Source organism: Dietzia sp. KRD202, assembly GCF_017168155.1.
In the GTDB taxonomy this organism is placed as follows: Bacteria; Actinomycetota; Actinomycetes; order Mycobacteriales; family Mycobacteriaceae; genus Dietzia; species Dietzia kunjamensis.
On the sequence record NZ_JABFAN010000019.1, the window covers coordinates 426581 to 445616 of the forward strand.

The 19036-nt window shown below is 61.2% G+C and carries 15 protein-coding genes, 1 tRNA gene and 1 pseudogene; 13 read left to right on the forward strand and 4 right to left on the reverse strand.

Features of this window, described 5'->3' with window-relative positions:
• From J1M64_RS17700 to J1M64_RS20475, 8 genes and pseudogenes are all read left to right on the forward strand, one after another.
• A partial coding sequence (locus J1M64_RS17700) for a septum formation initiator family protein (protein WP_206474988.1) occupies positions 1 to 887 on the forward strand: 887 nt, incomplete at its 5' end.
• Positions 884 to 1435, forward strand: coding sequence for a DUF501 domain-containing protein (locus J1M64_RS17705; RefSeq protein ID WP_206474989.1), 552 nt, complete (start codon positions 884 to 886; stop codon positions 1433 to 1435). The genes J1M64_RS17700 and J1M64_RS17705, both read left to right, overlap by 4 nt.
• Positions 1432 to 2448, forward strand: coding sequence for a Ppx/GppA phosphatase family protein (locus J1M64_RS17710; protein WP_307872476.1), 1017 nt, complete (start codon positions 1432 to 1434; stop codon positions 2446 to 2448). Before J1M64_RS17705 ends, J1M64_RS17710 begins: the two co-directional genes overlap by 4 nt.
• A gap of 54 nt (positions 2449 to 2502) precedes the next feature.
• Positions 2503 to 2579, forward strand: a tRNA-Leu gene (locus tag J1M64_RS17715).
• Between the two features lie 171 nt (positions 2580 to 2750).
• A complete protein-coding gene (locus tag J1M64_RS17720) occupies positions 2751 to 4616 on the forward strand; it encodes a DNA/RNA helicase domain-containing protein (RefSeq protein WP_374220869.1) in 1866 nt (621 codons plus the stop codon).
• 13 nt (positions 4617 to 4629) lie between these two features.
• On the forward strand, positions 4630 to 5076 hold the full coding sequence (locus tag J1M64_RS17725; RefSeq protein WP_206474990.1) for a hypothetical protein: 447 nt from the start codon (positions 4630 to 4632) through the stop codon (positions 5074 to 5076).
• A gap of 204 nt (positions 5077 to 5280) precedes the next feature.
• Positions 5281 to 5702 (forward strand): annotated as a pseudogene (locus tag J1M64_RS17730) (DUF501 domain-containing protein).
• Positions 5703 to 5925: 223 nt separating this feature from the next.
• Entirely contained in the window at positions 5926 to 7692 is a 1767-nt protein-coding gene (locus J1M64_RS20475) for a DUF262 domain-containing protein (protein ID WP_206474991.1), read from the forward strand.
• Between the two features lie 632 nt (positions 7693 to 8324).
• Here the strand turns inward: J1M64_RS20475 and dndA are convergent.
• Positions 8325 to 9509: a cysteine desulfurase DndA gene (gene dndA / locus J1M64_RS17740; protein ID WP_206474992.1), complete on the reverse strand. Its 1185-nt coding sequence runs from the start codon at positions 9507 to 9509 to the stop codon at positions 8325 to 8327.
• A gap of 143 nt (positions 9510 to 9652) precedes the next feature.
• On the opposite strand from dndA, the gene dndB reads away from it, so the two are divergent.
• Genes dndB through J1M64_RS17765 form a run of 5 tightly spaced genes read left to right on the forward strand, consistent with a single transcriptional unit; the run spans position 9653 to position 16110 of the window.
• Positions 9653 to 10753: a DNA sulfur modification protein DndB gene (gene dndB, locus J1M64_RS17745; protein ID WP_241261673.1), complete on the forward strand. Its 1101-nt coding sequence runs from the start codon at positions 9653 to 9655 to the stop codon at positions 10751 to 10753.
• Positions 10753 to 12285 (forward strand): DNA phosphorothioation system sulfurtransferase DndC, encoded by a 1533-nt coding sequence (dndC, locus tag J1M64_RS17750; protein ID WP_206474993.1) that lies wholly within the window; start codon positions 10753 to 10755, stop codon positions 12283 to 12285. The genes dndB and dndC overlap by 1 nt, the downstream gene beginning before the upstream one ends.
• Complete coding sequence (gene dndD / locus J1M64_RS17755) at positions 12282 to 14255, forward strand: DNA sulfur modification protein DndD (protein WP_206474994.1); 1974 nt, start codon at positions 12282 to 12284, stop codon at positions 14253 to 14255. The genes dndC and dndD overlap by 4 nt, the downstream gene beginning before the upstream one ends.
• 2 nt (positions 14256 to 14257) lie before the next feature.
• Positions 14258 to 14650: a DNA sulfur modification protein DndE gene (dndE, locus tag J1M64_RS17760; protein ID WP_206474995.1), complete on the forward strand. Its 393-nt coding sequence runs from the start codon at positions 14258 to 14260 to the stop codon at positions 14648 to 14650.
• Positions 14647 to 16110, forward strand: coding sequence for a DNA phosphorothioation-associated putative methyltransferase (locus J1M64_RS17765; RefSeq protein WP_274601551.1), 1464 nt, complete (start codon positions 14647 to 14649; stop codon positions 16108 to 16110). The genes dndE and J1M64_RS17765 overlap by 4 nt, the downstream gene beginning before the upstream one ends.
• A 124-nt stretch (positions 16111 to 16234) precedes the next feature.
• On the opposite strand, the gene J1M64_RS17770 is transcribed toward J1M64_RS17765, so the two are convergent.
• Genes J1M64_RS17770 through J1M64_RS17780 form a run of 3 tightly spaced genes read right to left on the reverse strand, consistent with a single transcriptional unit; the run spans position 16235 to position 18923 of the window.
• Positions 16235 to 16708: a DNA phosphorothioation-associated protein 4 gene (locus tag J1M64_RS17770; protein ID WP_206474996.1), complete on the reverse strand. Its 474-nt coding sequence runs from the start codon at positions 16706 to 16708 to the stop codon at positions 16235 to 16237.
• On the reverse strand, positions 16705 to 18762 hold the full coding sequence (locus J1M64_RS17775; RefSeq protein WP_206474997.1) for an AAA family ATPase: 2058 nt from the start codon (positions 18760 to 18762) through the stop codon (positions 16705 to 16707). The genes J1M64_RS17770 and J1M64_RS17775 overlap by 4 nt, the downstream gene beginning before the upstream one ends.
• Complete coding sequence (locus J1M64_RS17780) at positions 18759 to 18923, reverse strand: hypothetical protein (protein WP_206474998.1); 165 nt, start codon at positions 18921 to 18923, stop codon at positions 18759 to 18761. Before J1M64_RS17780 ends, J1M64_RS17775 begins: the two co-directional genes overlap by 4 nt.
• Positions 18924 to 19036 lie beyond the last annotated feature (113 nt).

Below are 19036 nucleotides of genomic sequence, written 5' to 3' on the forward strand. Positions count from 1 at the left end.
CCTCGGACCGCCGGGGAGACGCACGTGATCGCGCGGCGTCCCGGCGGCCCGGGGAGGCGTCGGGTGCCATCCGTCGCCGTGCGAACGGGACGGGCCGGGGGACCGCCGCGGACCGGGGGAGCAGCACCGGCCGCGGCCCGGGTGCTGTCGGCCGCGACGGGGTCGACGGGCAGGCCGGCGCCGACCAGCCCGCCGACCCCGCCCGCCGCGAGCCGACCCGCCGGCGGACGCCGAGCCGCGAACGGGACCGGCCCGTCCCGGCCTCTGCCCGCTCCGGCCGGGTCGGCACCACCGCGCATCCGGAGGCCCACCGCCTCACCACGCGCACGGACCTGTCCGACACCCTGCTGGGCCCGCGGAACTACACCCCGAGGCGGATCGGACTCCTCGCCGTCGTCGCCATCATCCTGCTCGTCACCGTGTCGTTCCCGCTGCGCAATCACTACCAGTTCCTGCGTGACGAGAAGACCGTGGCGCAGGAGCGGGCCGCGCTGGAGGCGACGATCGCCGAGCTCGAAGCCGAGGAGCAGATGCTCTCCGACCCCGCGTACATCGAGCAGCAGGCCCGCATCCGCTTTGGCGCCGTCAAGCCGGGGGAGACCCCGTACCGCGTGTCCATGGTCGACCCGATCGAGCAGGCCGTGGCCGAGCAGAAGGCCGCCGAGCTGGCGGCGCAGCCGTGGCAGACGCGCGTGTGGAACTCCATCGCCGAACCCGCGGACCCGATCATGCCGGAGGACTCGGCGGTGCTCGAGGGCACGTCCATCCCCGGCGGCCCCGACACCCCGCCGGTGCCGGTCGTGCCCGGCGTGCCCGGCGCCGATGACCCCGCCGCCCCCATCCCGGGCGGCGTCCAAGATCAATCACAGGAGGACCCCCCAGCGTGAGCGCCGAGCAGAGCGTGTCCAGCGAAGACCTCGACGCGATCCAGGCCCAGCTGGGTCGGCCGCCGCGGGGCGTGCTGGAGGTGTCCTACCGCAGCCCCGACGGCCAGCCCGGGGTGGTCAAGACCGCACCGCGGCTGGAGGACGGCACCCCGTTCCCCACGCTGTACTACCTCACCGATCCGCGGCTCACCGCCGAGGCGAGTCGGCAGGAGTCCGCGGGGATCATGAGGGGGATGACGACGAGGTTGGCCCAGGAGCCCGAGCTGGCCGCCAACTACCTGCAGGCGCACGAACGGTTCCTCGCCAAGCGCAACGAGATCGAGGACCTGGGCACGGACTTCAGCGGTGGCGGCATGCCCGAGCGCGTCAAGTGCCTGCACGTGCTTATGGCGTACGCGCTCGCGGAGGGGCCGGGCGTGGTGTGGCTGGGCGACGAGTCCGTGGCGCTGGCCTGCGAGGCCGGGCTGCGCGGCACGGCGCTGCCGGAGGACTGGCCGACCCCCGAGGAGCTGGGCGTGCCCGACTACCTCGCGATGGACGAGCAGTGACTTCCGTCGGTTCGGATAGCCCCGGCACGGCACGGCCCGACGCCGTGCGCGTCGGCGCGGTCGACTGTGGCACCAACTCCATCCGCCTGCTGGTCGCCGAGGGCGTCCCCGGCGAGGCCGGGCTCACCGACGTCACGCGGGAGATGCGGATCATCCGGCTCGGCGAGGGCGTCGACGCGACAGGGCGGCTTTCGGACGGCGCGCTCTCCCGCTGCAGCACGGCGCTGACCGATTACACGGCCACGATGGCTGAGCTCGGTGTGCAGTCGGTGCGGATGGTAGCCACCTCCGCCACCCGCGATGCCCGTAATAAGGACGAGTTCTTCGGCATGACCGCCGAGGTGCTCGGCAAGCACTTCCCGGGCGCGCGGGCCGAGGTGATCTCCGGGCAGACGGAGGCCGAGCTGACTTTCGCCGGCGGGGTGTCAGACCTTCGGCCCGAGGACGGGCCGTTCGTGGTGACCGACCTCGGCGGCGGGTCCACGGAGATCGTGGTGGGCGAGCTCGTTCGCGGCGAGGTGCGGCTGCTGGGCGCCCGCAGTCTCGACGTGGGCTGCGTGCGGATCACCGAGCGGGTGCTGCACTCGGATCCGCCCACGGCCGACGAGATCGCTGAGGCTCGCACCGTTATTGCCGAGACTCTGGCTGAGGCCGGGGACGTCCCGATCGGCCGCGCGGCTCGGTGGGTGGGCGTGGCCGGCACCTTCACCACGATGAGCGCTCTGGCTCAGAACCTGGGGGAGTACGACCCCGAGCGGATCCACGGCAGCGTCATCTCGCTGGGCCGGATGCGTGAGGTGTGCGACCGCCTGGTGGCCGCGTCCGTCACCGAGCGCCGCAGCCTAGGGCCGATGCACCCGGGCCGCGCCGACGTGATCGGCGGGGGAGCGCTTGTGGTGCAGGCGCTGTGTGATGTGATGGCAGAGCGCGCCGGGTTGGCCGAACTCACGGTGAGTGAAAAGGACATCCTGGACGGCATCGCGATGTCGGTGCTGACCCGCCTGGCCGGCTAGTCCGGCTTATGGCGTCCTGCGCGCCACCCGGTTCCGCCCCGGCGGGGCAGGCAAGCCCCCATAGCCCAATTGGCAGAGGCAGACGGCTTAAAACCGTTTCAGTGTCGGTTCGAGTCCGACTGGGGGCACCAATTCATCAGTCAGTAACTCTGATCTTCGAGTTCACGCCGATTCTCGCCGAGGTTCTCACCTTTCCTGGGTAGCCTTGCACTGCAAGCCGTTCGGTATGACAGCGCGAGTCCATTCGTGGACGAGACTCCCACCCGTCCGGGCAATTTCGTCATGCCCCGGGAGTCAGTTAAGTGCCGCTCGTCCGTAGGTCGGTCGCCGCAGCCGCGTCGTTAATCGAAGCGGGTGCGCTCACCGAGCATCTAGTTGATCAGTTTGTTCATCGAATGGGATACCACCCGAGTCCGTCCGAGGTGAAGTCCTGGGATCTGAGCATCCGGGTGCTGGTCGGCGATCTAAAGGATGCAGGGCTCGACGCGGTCGAGATGCTTCTCGAGTATCGGCTCCCCTTGAATAGCAAGCGCGCGGACGTAGTGCTCTGCGGCGTGCATCCGCGTACAGGCGATGAGTCGTACGTGGTCGTGGAGCTCAAGCAGTGGAACACGGCGATTCCCGTCGACGGGACCGACGATGTGGTCTTCAGTGAATCCTTCGAGCAGCCGCGGCTTCATCCGGTTGAGCAGGTGCGCGCGTATTGCGAATACATCACCGACATGGTCGGGATGCTCAATGGTGAGGGTGACAAACTCGCTGGCGCGGCATACCTTCACAACGCCGTCGATGAGGCGGTAGCAGGATTGTTCCTGATGGAGCCTTCCCAGCACGGCCAGTTGTTCACGTCGAGTCGACGACAGGAGTTCCTGAAGTTTCTCACCTCGCGTCTCGCACCGCAGTCGGGCGGAGAGGCGGCGGACGCCCTGATGAATTCTGCCGTGAAGCCGAGCAAACAGTTACTCGCGGTTGCAGCAGATGAGGTGCAACGGCGCGAGCAGTTCACCCTGCTCGACGAGCAGCAGGTGGCCTATTCGCTCGTCATGCGCGCGGTCGACAGGGCGTACGGCGCCAACACGAAGCAGGTCGTCATCATCACCGGCGGACCGGGTTCCGGTAAGTCCGTCATCGCCTTAAGTCTCATGGGTGAACTCGCCCGCCGCGGACGAACCGTCATGCACGCAACCGGATCTTCCGCCTTCACCAACACCCTCCGCAAGGTTGCGGCTGCGCGTGCACCGAAGGTTCGCAAGCTGTTCACGTACTACAACCAGTTCATCGACGCAGAGAAGAACTCGTTGGACGTCCTGATCAACGATGAGGCGCATCGCGTGAAGGAGACGTCGACGAACCGGTATACGCCGGCAGCAAAACGCACGGGGCGCCCGCAGGTCGAAGAACTGATAGACGTCGCTCGGGTACCAGTCTTCCTTTTGGACGAGTATCAGGTGGTTCGTCCGGGGGAGCGGGGCACCGTCTCAGAGATTCAGGGCGCCGCGGATCGGATGGGTTGCGAAGTCGTGAAGGTGGATCTGGACGGTCAGTTCCGTTGCGGGGGAAGCCGGCTGTACGAGTCGTGGGTTTTGAACCTTCTAGGGTTGGAAGGAAATGGCCCCATTGAATGGACCGGCGACGACGGTTTCGTCCTAGAGACAGTGGAGAGCCCGTCCGAACTGGAGGCGGCTCTCAGCGCGTTGATCGGCGACGGGTACTCATCTCGGATTTCGGCGGGATATTGTTGGAAGTGGGACCAAAAACCTAAGGCCGATTTCCTCTACTCAGATGTGAAAATCGGGGACTGGGCTCGTCCCTGGAATAACCCGAAGGATTCGAAGCACGGAGATGCGCCAGGCCGTCCCTACTGGGCCACCGACCCCGCGGGTTTCGGTCAGGTGGGGTGTATCTATACGGCGCAGGGGTTTGAGTACGACTACTCCGGAGTGATCTTCGGTCCCGATCTCGTATGGCGAGACGGAGGATGGGTCGCGCGGCCCGAACACAGCCGCGATAACCAAGTTCGGAACGCACCGATTCCGGAGTTCGAGCGTGCCATCAAGAACACCTACAAGGTCCTACTAACTCGGGGCATGCGCGGGACGTATTTGTACTCGACTGACTCCGAAACACAGGCATTGTTCGACCGCCTCATCAATTCGGCGGGTGAGTAGTCGAGTGAAACGAGTGCTCCTGACCTATCTTTCGGAGGCCGAGTATCGCAACTTAACCTATGGGATGGAAAGAAATACGTGGGGTTTGCCGACCGAGCTCGCCGCATCGCCGACGAAGTTCGACCATGTATTCATCTCATCGCTGATTAAGCCGGGCGGCCCACGGAGACCACCCTCGGAGTGGTTCGAGAAGACGATGTCCTTGACAATCGCCGAGCGAACTAGCCCGGTAACGGCCACCCAGAGTCTGCTATGGCCTGATGAGATCGCTGCAGGAAAGATCCGCTATCGGACGCGCTTCCCGGTAACACACTTAGCAACTCTCGAAGGAATTTCACTGGGCGACCCCACGCTAATCCCAAAGCAGCTATCACTCGAAATTCGCTCGCAGGCGATTTCCGGCGGAGCTCCGGTGATCGGCGTCGATGACAACGTCATCGACAGGCTGCTAGGGGGATAGCTTTTCGAGCACCGCAGATGCTGAGGTCCGTGCTCTCCACCGTCGTGTCGGCTCGTTACCTGGGGTGGATCACCGCTCATCGGAGAGCTGTGCACCGTGCACGTTCGCTTGAGCGAAACTGCGCGGGAGCTACGGGCCCAGCTGGGTCGGCCGCCGCGGGGCGTGCTGGAGGTGGCCTACTGCAGCCCCGATGGTCAGCCCGGGGTGGTCAAGACCGCGCCGCGGCTGGAGGACGGTACCCCGTTCCCAACGCTGTACTACCTCACCGATCCGCGGACACCGAGGCGAGTCGGCAGGGGTCCGCGGGGATCATGATGGGTATTAGAACGAGGTTGGCCCAGGAGCCCGAGCTGGGCGCCAACTATGTGCAGGCGCATGAGCGGTTCCTCGCCAAGCGCAACGAGATCGAGCACCTGGGCACGGACTTCTCCGGGGGCGGCATGCCTGAGCGTGTCAAGCGCCTGCACGTGCTCATGGCGTACGCGCTAGCGGAAGGGGCCGGGCGTGGTGTGGCTGCGCGACGAGTCCGCGGCTCTGGCCTGCGACCAACTCCATCCGCTTGCTCGTCGCCGAGGGCGTCCCCGGTGAGGTCGGGTTGGTTGACGTCGACCAGCAAGCCTCCATAGCCCAGTTGGCAGAGGCAGACGGCTTAAAACCTTCAGAGTTTCGGTTCGAGTCCGACTGGGGCCCGATTTGAATGTACTCAGGAATGATTAATACAGCCGGCGGTTTGCTATTCTTCCGTTATGGTTGCCGAGAGCAGTCATCGGTGGGGGAAGAATCTATCCTTTCGCCACCGGAAGGCCCGCCTGTCCTTTTCGAAGTGTTTGAGTGGTCAATGGAGGATTTGTGACGCATCTAGTTCAGCCATCCGCAATTCTTGGTGCGGAGACTGTCCGAATAGGCGACTTTCTAAGCAGTAAGCAGTTCAGAATTCCCGTCTACCAGCGGGACTATAGTTGGGGAGACGAGGAGCTTGCAAAACTTTGGGAAGACATTTGTCGCGTACGGAAGCTTACATTTCCTGGAGGGAAACTAGTCTCGAATCCCGAGCCGCACTTTCTCGGTGCAATTGTTACGCAAGACGGTAAAGGTGACAACCCCCCCGAGGTTATCGACGGACAACAGCGCCTCGCAACACTGTCGATACTGATAAGCGTTCTGTATGAATTCGCATCGAACTTATCAGATCAAGATCGCAGCGAAGAGCTGAAGTTTCAGCTGATGTCTTTAATCGCCTACTCCTATCCAGAGGGAAGGAGGGCTCGCTTGAGTCTTGCACGCGAAGACGACTTCTTCAATGAGACTGTGATCAAGCGGTCGACACTTTCCTCCAAGCGCAAGTACTGGGCGACTGTAGCGGTCGATAAGAATCCGGTAGCGAATCGAATCTCAAACGCTGTCAGTTATTTCTATGACCAGATGCTTAGAGAGATTAACGAGCCGGCCGAATCAGATCGGGCAGTTGTCGAAATCGTTCTTGTGGTCACCGAACTGTTGATTGTACTGAATCTCAATGTTGCGGATCATAGGCTGGCATACCGCGTATTTGAAACGCTAAACTTCCGGGGTTTGGATCTTTCGCAGGCAGACCTGATAAAGAACGAACTCGTCAGAACTTCGAAGCCAAGAAGTGACGTCGAGAAGGTAGCTTCGAGTTGGGCGGTGGTAGTGCGCAATCTCGAAAAGGTCACTTCTGTATCGCTAGTTGAGTTTCTACAATTCCACTATGCTTCCAAGTATGGCCCGGTGAAAATGGGTGACTTGTTCGAAGCGGTAGTGCGCTTACTAGATGAACAGGTGGTTGACTCGCGATCCTACGCAGCTGATTTGGCGATCGAGTCGACTCGGCTGGTTCAAGTGATCGAGGGTGATACGGAATCTTGGAGTGATGCTTCGAATCAAGCACTTGAAGAACTTCGAGAGGTGCTCAACCTTAAATATGCTTACCCATTGCTAATGGCGGCGGCAGCGAGGTTCGCGAGTGACCCATGGGGATTCGAGAATTGGGCGCTTCGAGTTCGAGACTTCTGTTTCCGTTACGTTACAATCGAGCGGAATCCGCAGAGTCGTTTTGCTGCGACAGTCACTTCGGCAGCTCGTAAATTACGTGACACGGATAAGGATGACTCGGAGGTGTTGAGCTACCTGCAACTGGCCTCTTCGGATCGAGTGTTTGAAAACGAATTTGCGAAAGCGACGGTCCCGACCAACAAACTGGGATTTTATATAATCAAGAGGATCGAAGATCACATTTCATCGGGTTCTGGCATTACATTACCCCAAAGCGCGGCGCAGCACTTGGAACATATAATGCCGAAGAAACTCGGTAAGAGTTGGGATCACATTCTGGGTGACCCGCTTTACGACTCATACATTATGAGGATTGGAAACTTGCTCGGTTTAGAGCAGAAAATAAATTCCCACATTAAGAATAAGGAGTTTTCTTATAAGTATTCAAATGGGAAGGAGCTGGACTATTGCCATTCCAAGTTTGAGCTTCCTCGTCAAGTTTCCCGTTTCCTGAACGATGGCAAGTGGACTTTTGAGAGTGTTGCCGATCGTCAAGTATTTCTAGCCGCGAATTACGCGGTCGCCGTGTGGCCACTTGTCTGAGTTTCCCGCCTTAGGACTTCGATTATGGTGGCTTGCCGTTCATTAGAGGCCTTCGGTTCACGTGCGGTGGGCCCAGAGTCCAATGTCCGAGGCGTGTTCTGATGTGCTGTCGACAAGTGCTTATTTCCTCCGCGTCCAGGTGTGCCTCGTAGAACGAGGGGGGGCAATCACAGTTCGTGCGTCGGCAACCGTGGTGGCAGTGGCGGAGGTGAAAGCGGCGAATTATTGGCGCCGGTCGAATAGGTTGGCGTTTGGGACGTGTGGATTCTAGCCAACGACGCGACATCTGGAGAACAGTTCGTCGGTGAGATATTCCAGTGGCATGTCGAATAGTCAGGCGGTCCCGCTAATCCGAGCCAAGGGGCCTGTCTCGACTCGGTGGGCGTGATCCAATAGTTTCTTGCCTACGCCGATATTTGGACTTCGCCGAGTTCGCCGGGCTGTTCACAGACCGTGTCGCGGATCTTCGATACCGCCGGTTACTTACAAGTCCCTGCCCAGGAAAAATACCTTGGTGCCAGGCTTCCACACTCATCCGACCAATGGCCAGTGGAGGATCAGGTCGCGTAAACCCACGCTTGTTTGACCCCGTCGGCGGGCCGTTAGTGGATTGTTATGTCTTAACTAGCCTTCTAGATCAACCTCTTCAATCTCTCGGCAATGTGGTCCACCGGAAGCTCGGTGACCCCGGGGCCCCACGACATCCTCACGGCGCCCGCGACTCGGTCGGCGGTTAACCCCGCGGCGGAGAGGACGTGGCTAGGCTCGTAACTCCGTGAGGTGCAGGCGGAACCGTTGGACACGGACACGACGTCTTTCAGCGCGAGTATGGCGGCTTCAGAGTCGAGGCCCGGGATCGAGAAGTTGAGCGTCGTGGCGATGGTTCGATCCAGATCGCCGTTGGTGACGGCACCGAGTGGTTCCAAAGCCTCGATGAGGGAATCGCGAAGTCGCTCCGCAGTGCTGAGACGATCTTCGGCTTCCTTGAGTGCGATCGCCGACGCTGTACCCAGCCCTGCGATCAGGGGTACCGACAGTGTTCCGGGGCGGAGTCCACGCTCCTGGCCGCCGCCGTACATCAGCGGAGTGAGGGGGATCCTCTTGAATCCTCGCCGCCGGGTGACCAGGGCGCCAATTCCCTTGGGACCGCCGATTTTGTGCCCGGACACCGAGAGCAGGTCGATTCTGGGGTCGGTCAACGGTGAGAGCAGCTTCCCGAACGCCTGTGCTGCGTCGACGTGGAAGATGGCGGGGTGGTCCCGGAGGGCTTCCGCGATGGCGTCGATCGGTTGAATGACGCCGGTCTCGTTGTTCACCGCCATCACCGACACCATGACGGTGTCCGGGCGCAGCGCCTCGGCCACGGCGTCTGCGGACACCCAACCACCGTCTTCGGGGGCGAGCAGTGTTACGTCGAATCCCCGATCGGCCAGGATGCCGAGCGGTTCGAGAACGGCTTTGTGTTCGATCTGAGTAGAGATGATGTGCCGGTTACCCGTCTTCTCCGCGTGCGAAGCAAGGCCGAGGATCGCGAGGTTGTCGCTCTCGGTCGCGCCGCTGGTGAAGATCACCTCGTCCGGCTTCGCGGCAACGACACGGGCGACCTCGTCGCGGGCGCGGTTGACGCGCTCCTTGGCGCTTTGGCCGTATTCGTGTGTCCGACTGCCCGCATTTCCGAACTCGTGCGTCAGGAACGCCATCACCTCCTTCGCGACGCGTGGCTCGACCGGAGCAGTGGCGTTGTAGTCGAGGTAGAGGGGGCGAGCCGGTGACGTCGGCTCGGAGGACTGTCTGTCGTAGTCGCTCGCTACAGTCATGTTTGGAACCATACCTGACATTGGTGACGTACGTTCGTCTGTTGCGGGCCGAGTGTTCGGGGTTTAGGTCCGAACATGGTAGGACTTAGGTCGTCGGTGACGAACGGACTGGGGAGGTCGGGTGTCGACGATGTGGAGGGGGCATGATGGGGGAGTTTGAGTACGTGTTTCCCGCTATTCGCGGGGTTCAGGCTGGGCGCGAGTACTACGTGACGATGTGCCCATTACGGATCATTCCGCGGATGTTCCTGTTCAACGAAGAGGAACTACCCCCGGAGATGCGGGCACAGCGCTCCCTCAACTGGAACCGTGTTCCGGAGATCGCCCGTTACATCGTCGAGAACCCGGACAGCTATGTCTTCTCCGCGTTGACCGCCAGTGTCAATGCCGATGTGCGGTTCGTTCCGTACAGCACGGGCGGTGGCCCCACCGGACGGATCGGCACACTGACCATTCCGATGTCGGCCACATTCGTGATCAACGACGGCCAACACCGGCGGGCTGGTATCCAACAAGCGCTCGCGGAGAACCCGGATCTGGGTGACGAGACCATCGCGATCGTCATGTTCATCGACGGCGGACTGGACCGGAGTCAGCAGATGTTCGCCGACCTGAACCGTCATGCCATTAGGCCGGCACCATCGATCGGTGTTCTCTATGACCATCGCGATCCGCTGGCGGAACTCACCCGAGATGTGGTGACCAAGACATCTTTCCTGCGAGATGTGACGGAGATGGAGAGCAGCAGCCTCGCGCAGAGGTCACGAAAGCTCTTCACCTTATCGGCGCTCCACACCGCGACCGGGGCTCTTCTCGACGGGCTGGATGAGGAACCTGCTGAGCGGAAGGTAGAACTGGCCTGTGGTTACTGGAAGGCGGTCGCGGAGCAGTTCCCGATCTGGTTGCAGGTCTACCGCGGTGAGGTCACGGCCGGAGAGGTGCGGCGAGATTTCATTCACACCCACTCGATTATCCTGCACGCGCTCGGACGTGTGGGAAACGCGGTGCTGCGTGAATCGAACGACCCCGACAAGTGGCGGCGCACTCTCGCCGGACTGCAGAACATCGACTGGCATCGGTCGAATCACGAGATCTGGGAGGGGCGGGCGATGTCGGGCGGAAACGTCACCAAGAGTCGTCGAAACGTCGATCTCACCTGCGCATACATCAAGTCGGAGCTCGGTCTGCCCCCGTCGCCTGACGAGCAACGGGCTGGAGACGCATTCATCGGAGGAGAAAGCTAATGGCAGTCAAACTGCAGATAAGCCCGCGCACCGCATTTGACGGGCTCGGCTTTACCAAGACCATCGAGGCTCTCGTGGAGCAGACCCAGCAGCTCTACTTGGCGGATGGCGTTCCCTGGGTGATCGGCTACTCGGGCGGCAAAGATTCCACGGCGGTTCTTCAGCTCGTGTGGCAGGCCCTGGCCGGGTTGGACGCCGATCAGCGAACCAAGCCAGTTCACGTCATCAGTACCGACACGCTTGTCGAGAATCCGATCGTTGCCGCATGGGTGACGCATTCGCTGGAGGTGATGAACAGCGAAGCCGCGGCTCAGAACCTGCCACTGAACGCGCACCGGCTCACCCCGGCCGTCGCGGATACCTTCTGGGTGAACCTGATCGGCCGGGGGTATCCGGCACCTCGTCCGAAGTTCCGGTGGTGCACCGAGAGGCTCAAGATCAAGCCGTCGAACACCTTCATCAGGGAAATGGTCCGGTCGCATGGCGAGGCCATCCTCGTTCTCGGCACTCGCAAAGCTGAGAGCTCCGGTCGCCACTCGCGGATGGCAGCGCTCGAATCACGGCGGGTCCGCGACCTACTGAGCCCGAACGATTCTCTGCCCAACGCGCTCGTCTACTCCCCGATCGAGAACTGGTCCAACGACGACGTGTGGACGTTCCTCATGCAGTCGCCGAACCCGTGGGGTTACTCGAACAAGGAGCTCCTGACCATGTATCAGGGTGCGTCGCCCGACGGTGAGTGCCCGCTCGTCGTCGACTCGAGCACCCCCAGCTGTGGCGACAGTCGATTCGGTTGTTGGACGTGCACGCTGGTCGAGCAGGACAAGTCGATGGCGGCGATGATCCAGAACGACGATGAGAAGGAGTGGATGCTCCCGCTACTGGAGCTCCGCAATGCGTTAGACGTCGCCGATGACCGCCATCTCCGCGATTTCAGACGGATGAACGGATCCGTGCAGCTCTTTCACGACAGGCCGATTCCCGGACCGTATAAGCAGTCTGCCCGGGAAGACTGGCTCAGGCGGTTGCTGGAGGCGCAGTCCTGGATCCGCGAGAACGGGCCGGAGTATGTGAACTCCCTCGAGCTGGTGACCCTGCCCGAGCTGGAGGAGATCCGCCGAATCTGGGTTGTCGACAAGCACGAGTTCGAAGACAGCCTGCCGGGAATCTACGAAGCGGCGATGCGAGAGCCGTATCCCGGTGGCAAGCTCGACGAGCACCTTCCGCTCGGGTCCGAGATGATCGATGCCCTGCAGAACGTCGCAGGAGAGGACCGCCTGCACTTCGAATTGGTGCGTGAGCTGTTGGATATCGAGCAGCGTCATCGCGCCCAGGTCCGACGGGCCGGGTTGTTCGAGTCACTCGAGAAGGCGCTCCGGCGTGGTTTCTACACCGATGAGGCGGACGCCATGCAGCGGGCTCAGCGCCGTAAGGCCGCCATCGACCGGGTGTCGGAGGAGCCGTCCGTGAATCCCGATCCACTCGACGTCGCAGACGGTTACGTCCGTGCGGCAACGGAGCCGACCCGGTGATCCTCAACGAACTGGTCTTGCAGAACGTCGGGACCTTTGCCGGCCGCCAGGTCATCGACCTGACGCCGCCGTCCGAGACGAAGCCGATCACTCTGGTGGGCGGGTTGAACGGTGCTGGAAAGACGACGATCCTGGAGGCGATCCACCTCGCACTCTACGGAGCGCTGGCGAACCAGGGCGGACGACGCACAGGCAGCTACGAAAAATACCTTCGCGGTCTAATCCATCGCGGAGCTCCGGACACCGAGGGCGCAGCGATCGAACTGACCTTCACCGCATATCAGGAGGGGGCCGAACACACCTATTGGATTCGGCGGAGTTGGCGGAGTACCGGCGCATCGGTCCGTGAGATCCTGTTGGTCTCCGTCGACGGTCGCCACGACCGTTCATTGACCTCCACGTGGAACGAACACGTCGAGACCTTCCTCCCGCGTGGTATCGCTGGGTTGTTCTTCTTTGACGGTGAGCAGATCGAGGCTCTCGCGGATCTCGAGCGTTCTCGGCAGGTTCTCGGTTCGGCGCTGACCGCGCTCCTGGGCCTGGATCTCGTCGACAGGCTGGCCACCGATCTGTTAGTGCTCAAGCGACGCCATCGTGGAAAGCAGGTCCCCGACGAGCTTCGCCGGGTGGTGGACGAGAAGATGGAGGCGCTTACCCGTACTCGTCAAGCCGAAGAGGCCGCGGCTCAGCACGAGCGCGAGTGCATTGCGGACCTCGAACGGCAGAAGGCGTCCTTTCACGAGGCGTCCGAGAAGCTGCGAGCCGCCGGCGGTGACCTCCTGGAGCAGCGGGAAAGCATCGAGACCCAGTCGGCCCACGTCCGCTCCAGGTTGCAGCAGTGCGAGGAGGACATCCGAACGGAGCTCGCTGGAGCGACACCCCTCCTGCAGGTCGGTGACCTTCTCGAGAAACTGCTCGGCCAGGCCCGCCGCGAAGTCCGGGCTCAACGCGACGGACTGATGGTCGGTGCCTTCACCGATCGCGATCGCCTGCTTATCGAGAAGTTGACGGAATCCGACGTGAGCAAGTCGACCATCATCGCGGTACAGGAGTTCCTCGAGTCGGACCGGGAACGCCGCAGGCAATCCTCGGACGTCGAAGAGATACTCGGGACCAGCGATTCCGCACCCCTGGAACACCTGCTCGGGAGCACGCTGCCCGAATCGAGGAGTCGGCTGGAGCGTGCTCTCGAGCAACGTACGGCGCTCAAGGCGGAGCTCGATCAGACCGAGCGGGTGCTGGCCGCCATACCGGACCCCGAGGCCCTGGGACCGCTCACCCGCACACGTGAGGAAGCCCGCCACTCACTCCACCGTGCGGAAGCCGCGGCTGCCCTGGCGACGGAACTGGCCGCTACCGCACAAGCGGAACGCGTTAAAGCATCGGCAACTCATGAAGCCGCACTGGATAAGGCTGCTCAGGTGAACCTGGCGGCCGAGGATGATAGGCGCCTGGTCGAGCATGCTGATCGAGTCAGAACGACTCTGGAGGGTCTTCGAGTCGAGGCCACCCGCCGTCATCTCGAGCGGATCTCACAACTGATACTCGAAGCTCTGGGAATGTTGCTGCGGAAGGAGCGGCTCGTCACGGACGTTCAGATCGATCCCGAGACCCACACGGTGTCGCTGACGGGGGTGGATGGACACCCGCTACCCGCACGAAACCTGTCCGCCGGAGAGCGGCAGCTCCTCGCGGTCGCCCTCCTCTGGGGGCTGGCCCGGGCCGCAGGTCAGCCGCTGCCGGTGGTGATCGATACCCCGCTCGGTCGGTTGGACGGTTCACATCGCGGGCACCTCCTCGACCGGTACTTTCCGCAGGCCAGTCATCAGGTCGTCCTGCTGTCCACAGACACTGAGATCGACGAGGAGGCGTTCGCCCGGATCGCACCGAAGGTGGGGCGGAGCTACCACCTCGAGTTCGATCGAGAGACCAACGCCACGACCGTCGAAGACGGCTACTTCTGGGAGTGACCATGACGATCGAACATGTGCGCGTCAGTCAGCAGGCTCGGGATCAACTCATCACCCTGAAGCGACGAACAGGGATCCAGCACTGGAACGTATTGTGCCGCTGGGCGCTGTGCCGCTCGCTCGCCGAGCCGGCCAAGCCGCCGAACATGAAACTCACTCTCGACAGCAACGTGGAAATGAGCTGGCGGACGTTCGGCGGTGACTTCGGAGACGTGCTGTGGGCATTGCTGCGCCTACGGTGCCACAACGACGGACTGCCGCTGGACGAGGACACTCTCGCGACCCAGTTCCGGCTCCACCTCCACAGGGGCATCGGGTACCTCGTCGGTGATTCCCGGGTCACGGACGTCGCTGGATTCGCGGGTTTCGCACTCACTGAACCCCGGATGCCATGATCGATCAGGGGGTCCCTCGTCATAAGACCGCGCTGACCCGGGCGTCGATCTCACGCCCGATGGCCTCAGCGATCTCGGACGGACTGATCTCCCATGAGACGTCGGTCTTCGACTACGGCTGTGGTAAGGGCGACGACATTCGCCACCTGCAGACACTCGGCTACCAGGTCGACGGTTGGGACCCCAAACACCGACCAACGGCGGAGAAACGCGAAGCCTCGGTCGTGAACCTGGGGTACGTGATCAATGTGATCGAGCAACGGTCGGAACGAGCGGAGGTCCTCCGATCAGCGTGGGGACTCGCCCGAGAAGTCCTCGTGGTAGCGGCGCGAATGTCCTGGGACGCCCGCAACCTCGCCGGTCGTCCGATGGGGGATGGACTGATAACGCGTACGGGGACGTTCCAGAAGTTTTTCGATCAAGCGGAGTTGTCGTCGTGGATCGAGTCCACTCTCGGCTACAAACCACATGCGGCCGCACCGGGAATTTTCTACGTTTTCAGGGAAGAGTCGGCCGCTCAACGATTCGTGGTTTCGCGGGTGTACACCTACCGTCCGCGTGTCACGATCGACCCCGAGACACAGTATGAGGCGAATCGGGATTCGCTCGCACCATTGCTGACCTTCATGCAGGACCACGCGAGGCTACCGCGGACCGGTGAGCTGAAGAGCGATGAGGTCGCTGCAATCCAGGAGGGCCTCGGAAGCATCGGACGGGCTGACAGGCTCATCCGTCGGGTGACCACCGACGAGCATTGGGACGCGGTCGCAGCGCAGCGCCGAGCGGAACTCCTCATCTACGTGGCGCTGTCGCGCTTCGGTAATCGACCGAAGTACTCTCAGCTGGACCGATCCCTCGCGACGGATCTAAAAGCACACTTCGGGAGTTACAGAGAGGTCTGCAACCAAGCGGACCGTCTACTGGTCGCGTGTGGGGATCGCGCACTCCTCCACGTCAGTGCACGAAGCTCCGCGATAGGGAAGCAGACCCCCAGTGCGCTCTATGTCCACACGTCCGCCATGGCCGAGATCCCCCCGGTTCTCCAAGTGTACGAAGGTTGCGCTCGAGTTCTCGCGGGGACTGTTCCCAGTGCGAACATGATCAAACTATCGGTCACCGAGCCGCAGGTGTCGTACCTGACGTACCCGGATTTCGACCGTGACCCACACCCGGTCCTGAGATCGGCGATCACCGTCAACCTACGAAAGCTGACGGTTGACTGGCGGGATTACAGTCGCTCGGAGAATCCTCCGCTCCTCCATCGGAAAGAAGAGTTTCTCGGTGCGGGAGATGCGCGACGTCCGCTGTATGAGCGCCTGACCAAGTCCGAGGTCAAGGCTGGGCTTTACGAGCACCCTGAGAGGATCGGAACGCTCAAGGGGTGGCAGGCGACACTCGACCGTGCGCAGGCCGGATTTCGGGGTCATCGACTAATCAAGAATGACCGGAAACAGGGATGAGCACGTCCGTTCGACGACGGAATCAGGCCACGGTGTCTCTTCTCTCCATTCCCGGTCACTCGCTCGTGCCGAGCATGTTGCCGTGTGGCTCTGGCGTGTCAGAGAGGTCAGTGGATTCGGGTCCTCACCATGTAGAAATGCCACTCAGCAATTCATCTACGGATGCTGGACTTGCTCCGCTGCTATCGCTGAGCGCCTCTGACACCAGATCGGCCACCACAAGGTCGGCGGTCTGGTGGCGAACGTTCACCTGCTCCTGGATGTACTCCAATCCGCCGTTCGCGAACTCCTCGAATATGGAGAGGCGCTCCTCGACCCGCATCCAATCCATAATTTCTGGATCATCTTTCACCACGTTGGCCGCGATCATGTTAATGAGGGCTTCACTGAATGCACGTCCGGTCAGCGTTTCGTAGCGGATTGGGTCGCCGGCGCTCTCTGAGAAGGTAACCCTGCGCGAATAATAGAAACCGATGGCAGCAGCGAGTATCAGTATGTCGCGAAAAGTTCCGAATCCACCTTCTTCCTGCAGTTCCTTCATGAGGCGTTCATGTTCTTGAGGACGTCGTACTCGAACGTCGGAGGGTGCGCTGCTCACTGGATCTCCTTGAGAAGTGCGAAGTCGGTTTCATCGCTCCGGATATAGGGGTAGGCGTGCCCGTTTAATTCGATATCTTCGTTTGTCGCGCCTGGCAGACTGCTGTGTGCTTCGATCACACCAAGATGGCTTACGTAGGGACTGAGTTCAGTGACAACCTTTCCCAAACCCTGACTCTTGCTCACTAGCACCAACAACTGGGGGGCCAACGTGGCAAGTGCCCGGGTGACTTCTTTCTGGTAATTTTCGTCCAGGGAACCGAAAGCAGCATCCATCACTATCGGATAGATGCCGGAATCGGCGCCTGAATCCATTTCTTCGGGCTGGTTCTTTCGGTTTTCCTGAGCGACCTGTGAGACTGCGGCGACGAAGCTAAGGCTGAGAACCTGATTTTCGCCTGTCGACTTAGGAACGGGAAGCTTTACGCCATCTTCTTCCGAGTGAAGAGTCAACTCGAAAGACTCGTTCAGGGCGGGTATGTAGTTCTTGAAGGTGATTTTCCCGTAGATTTCCTTGAGCTTAGCGTCCAGCTCTTGACGCTTTTCCTCAGACCTGATCTCGAGAATCTCTTCGAGAGCCTTCCTGACATTCTGGACCATATCAGACCTGGCTCGAGCCTTCGAGGCCAGATCGTCGGTAACCTCTGCTCCCTTGCGCTCCTTGACTCTCTGCTCGATGTCCCGCTGTATCCGCTGTAGATCACCCGCGACCGCGCCGATCCGGCGCTGTTTCTCACCATGCCGAGCTTCGAGATCGATCCGCTTCGATTCCAGGGCCTGCACGTCCTCCATACGACTGTCTCGCAGCTTGCCATCGAGTTCGGACATGGTTTCCTCGAGCTCCGATATGGAGTCCCGAAGTTTCCCGATGCGCTTCATGATCTGCCCGAGTCCGTCGCGTAGGTCGTTGCGGGCGGAAGACATCGGCTCGATCTGGCCACTGAGCTTCTGCCATGCGGTCTCGACCGCTTGGAGGCCGGCTCGCTGCCGCCACGCGGTGACCTTCTGCCACGCCTCACTGTGATCGGCGAGCTCTGTTCCACAAATGCACACGCCATCGTCCAACAATTTGTCGACAAATTCGCGCTTCAGCGGAGCCGGCAAGGCGCCCTTCCTGTACAGTGCGCTGGCTATTTCGTTGGTTGACTGACAGACGTGCTCGGTGAAAGCGAGGAAACCTCGAGTTGCAATCAGAGTGGCACGCTCCGCTGTTGCCAGCTGGAGCCCGCTTCTGGCTTCACTCAGCTTCTTCTCTACCAAGTCACGCTGTTGCTGGATCGGCGCCGCTGCGTCGTGTTGGCGAAGCAGGTCGGTTACTTGTTCCCGTTCATCGTTCAAATCGGCCAACGTAGATTCGAGAATCTTCTGCTCCTCACGCAGCTCGGACTCGTTCTCCCGTAGCTGGTCGATAGCCGCTTGGATCTCGCTGGCCTTGTCACCGCCATACTTGCGAATGTCAGCTGTCAGTTTGCGGTCGACCTTCGGGAGATGTGTCAGCGCGCGCTCGACCTGCTCGAGAGCAAGCAATACTTTGATGTCTTTCTGCACCTCGCTGTATGCACTCTTTTCGACAAGCTTTTCAATTCGCTCACCGTTGAAGAAGAAGAACCGACTGATACTGCGAGGCAGGATCGAGAGGATGTGTTCTTGTGGTGCGCGCACGACTTCCGAGGTTCCGTCGGGTCTCGTCGTCCAGAGTTGAACCTCCGGAGTCGCCTTACCCTGGTAATCGCCTTCCTTGCGAAGTGCGATGCTACGTAGGATCCGGTAATCCTGGGCGCCGTGTTCGAAGGTGATCTCGACGTACACTTCGACAGTGTCGCCGGTGGCAGCCTTTCGCCAGACTGTATCTGTGATCAGTCTGTCCTGCTGCTCGACGTCGTCGGACATCGCGCCATAGAGTGCCCAGGTAAAGGCGTTGAGCAGAGTGGTTTTGCCCGCGCCGTTCGCGCCGAAGAGCAGGTTGACCGACTTTTCCTTGTCGGATCGCAAGTCGAAGGTTTGCCGACCCTTGAACTGGCGGAAGTTCTTGAGGATAATCGAGTGAAGTTTCATGGCATGATATCCTTCACAGCCGCAAGTATGTCGTCCGTGGCCTCGAACGCACTGACGTGGAGTTTCGCGCGTTCTATCTCGAGTACGCGCTTGAGGAGTGCACGCTCTTCGACGCTCAGGTCCTCAACCACGTGCTTTTCCGTGCGGGCGTTGTTGCTCATCTGTATCCTTTTTCGTTCGGTTTCATCCACTTGAACCTGCCAGGTCTTTTGTCGATCCGAATCTTCCCCTAATTCGCAGATTCTTGCGATATTGGGACACTGGCAGTGCGTCG

What these genes read in the sequence shown, in the direction of transcription:
- dndE (WP_206474995.1), top strand. Translation starts at nt 14,258, where the DNA reads ATGACGATCGAACATGTGCGCGTCAGTCAGCAGGCTCGGGATCAACTC.
- J1M64_RS17775 (WP_206474997.1), bottom strand. Translation starts at nt 18,762, where the DNA reads ATGAAACTTCACTCGATTATCCTCAAGAACTTCCGCCAGTTCAAGGGT.
- dndA (WP_206474992.1), bottom strand. Translation starts at nt 9,509, where the DNA reads ATGACTGTAGCGAGCGACTACGACAGACAGTCCTCCGAGCCGACGTCA.
- J1M64_RS17780 (WP_206474998.1), bottom strand. Translation starts at nt 18,923, where the DNA reads ATGAGCAACAACGCCCGCACGGAAAAGCACGTGGTTGAGGACCTGAGC.
- J1M64_RS17765 (WP_274601551.1), top strand. Translation starts at nt 14,647, where the DNA reads ATGATCGATCAGGGGGTCCCTCGTCATAAGACCGCGCTGACCCGGGCG.
- dndC (WP_206474993.1), top strand. Translation starts at nt 10,753, where the DNA reads ATGGCAGTCAAACTGCAGATAAGCCCGCGCACCGCATTTGACGGGCTC.
- dndB (WP_241261673.1), top strand. Translation starts at nt 9,653, where the DNA reads ATGATGGGGGAGTTTGAGTACGTGTTTCCCGCTATTCGCGGGGTTCAG.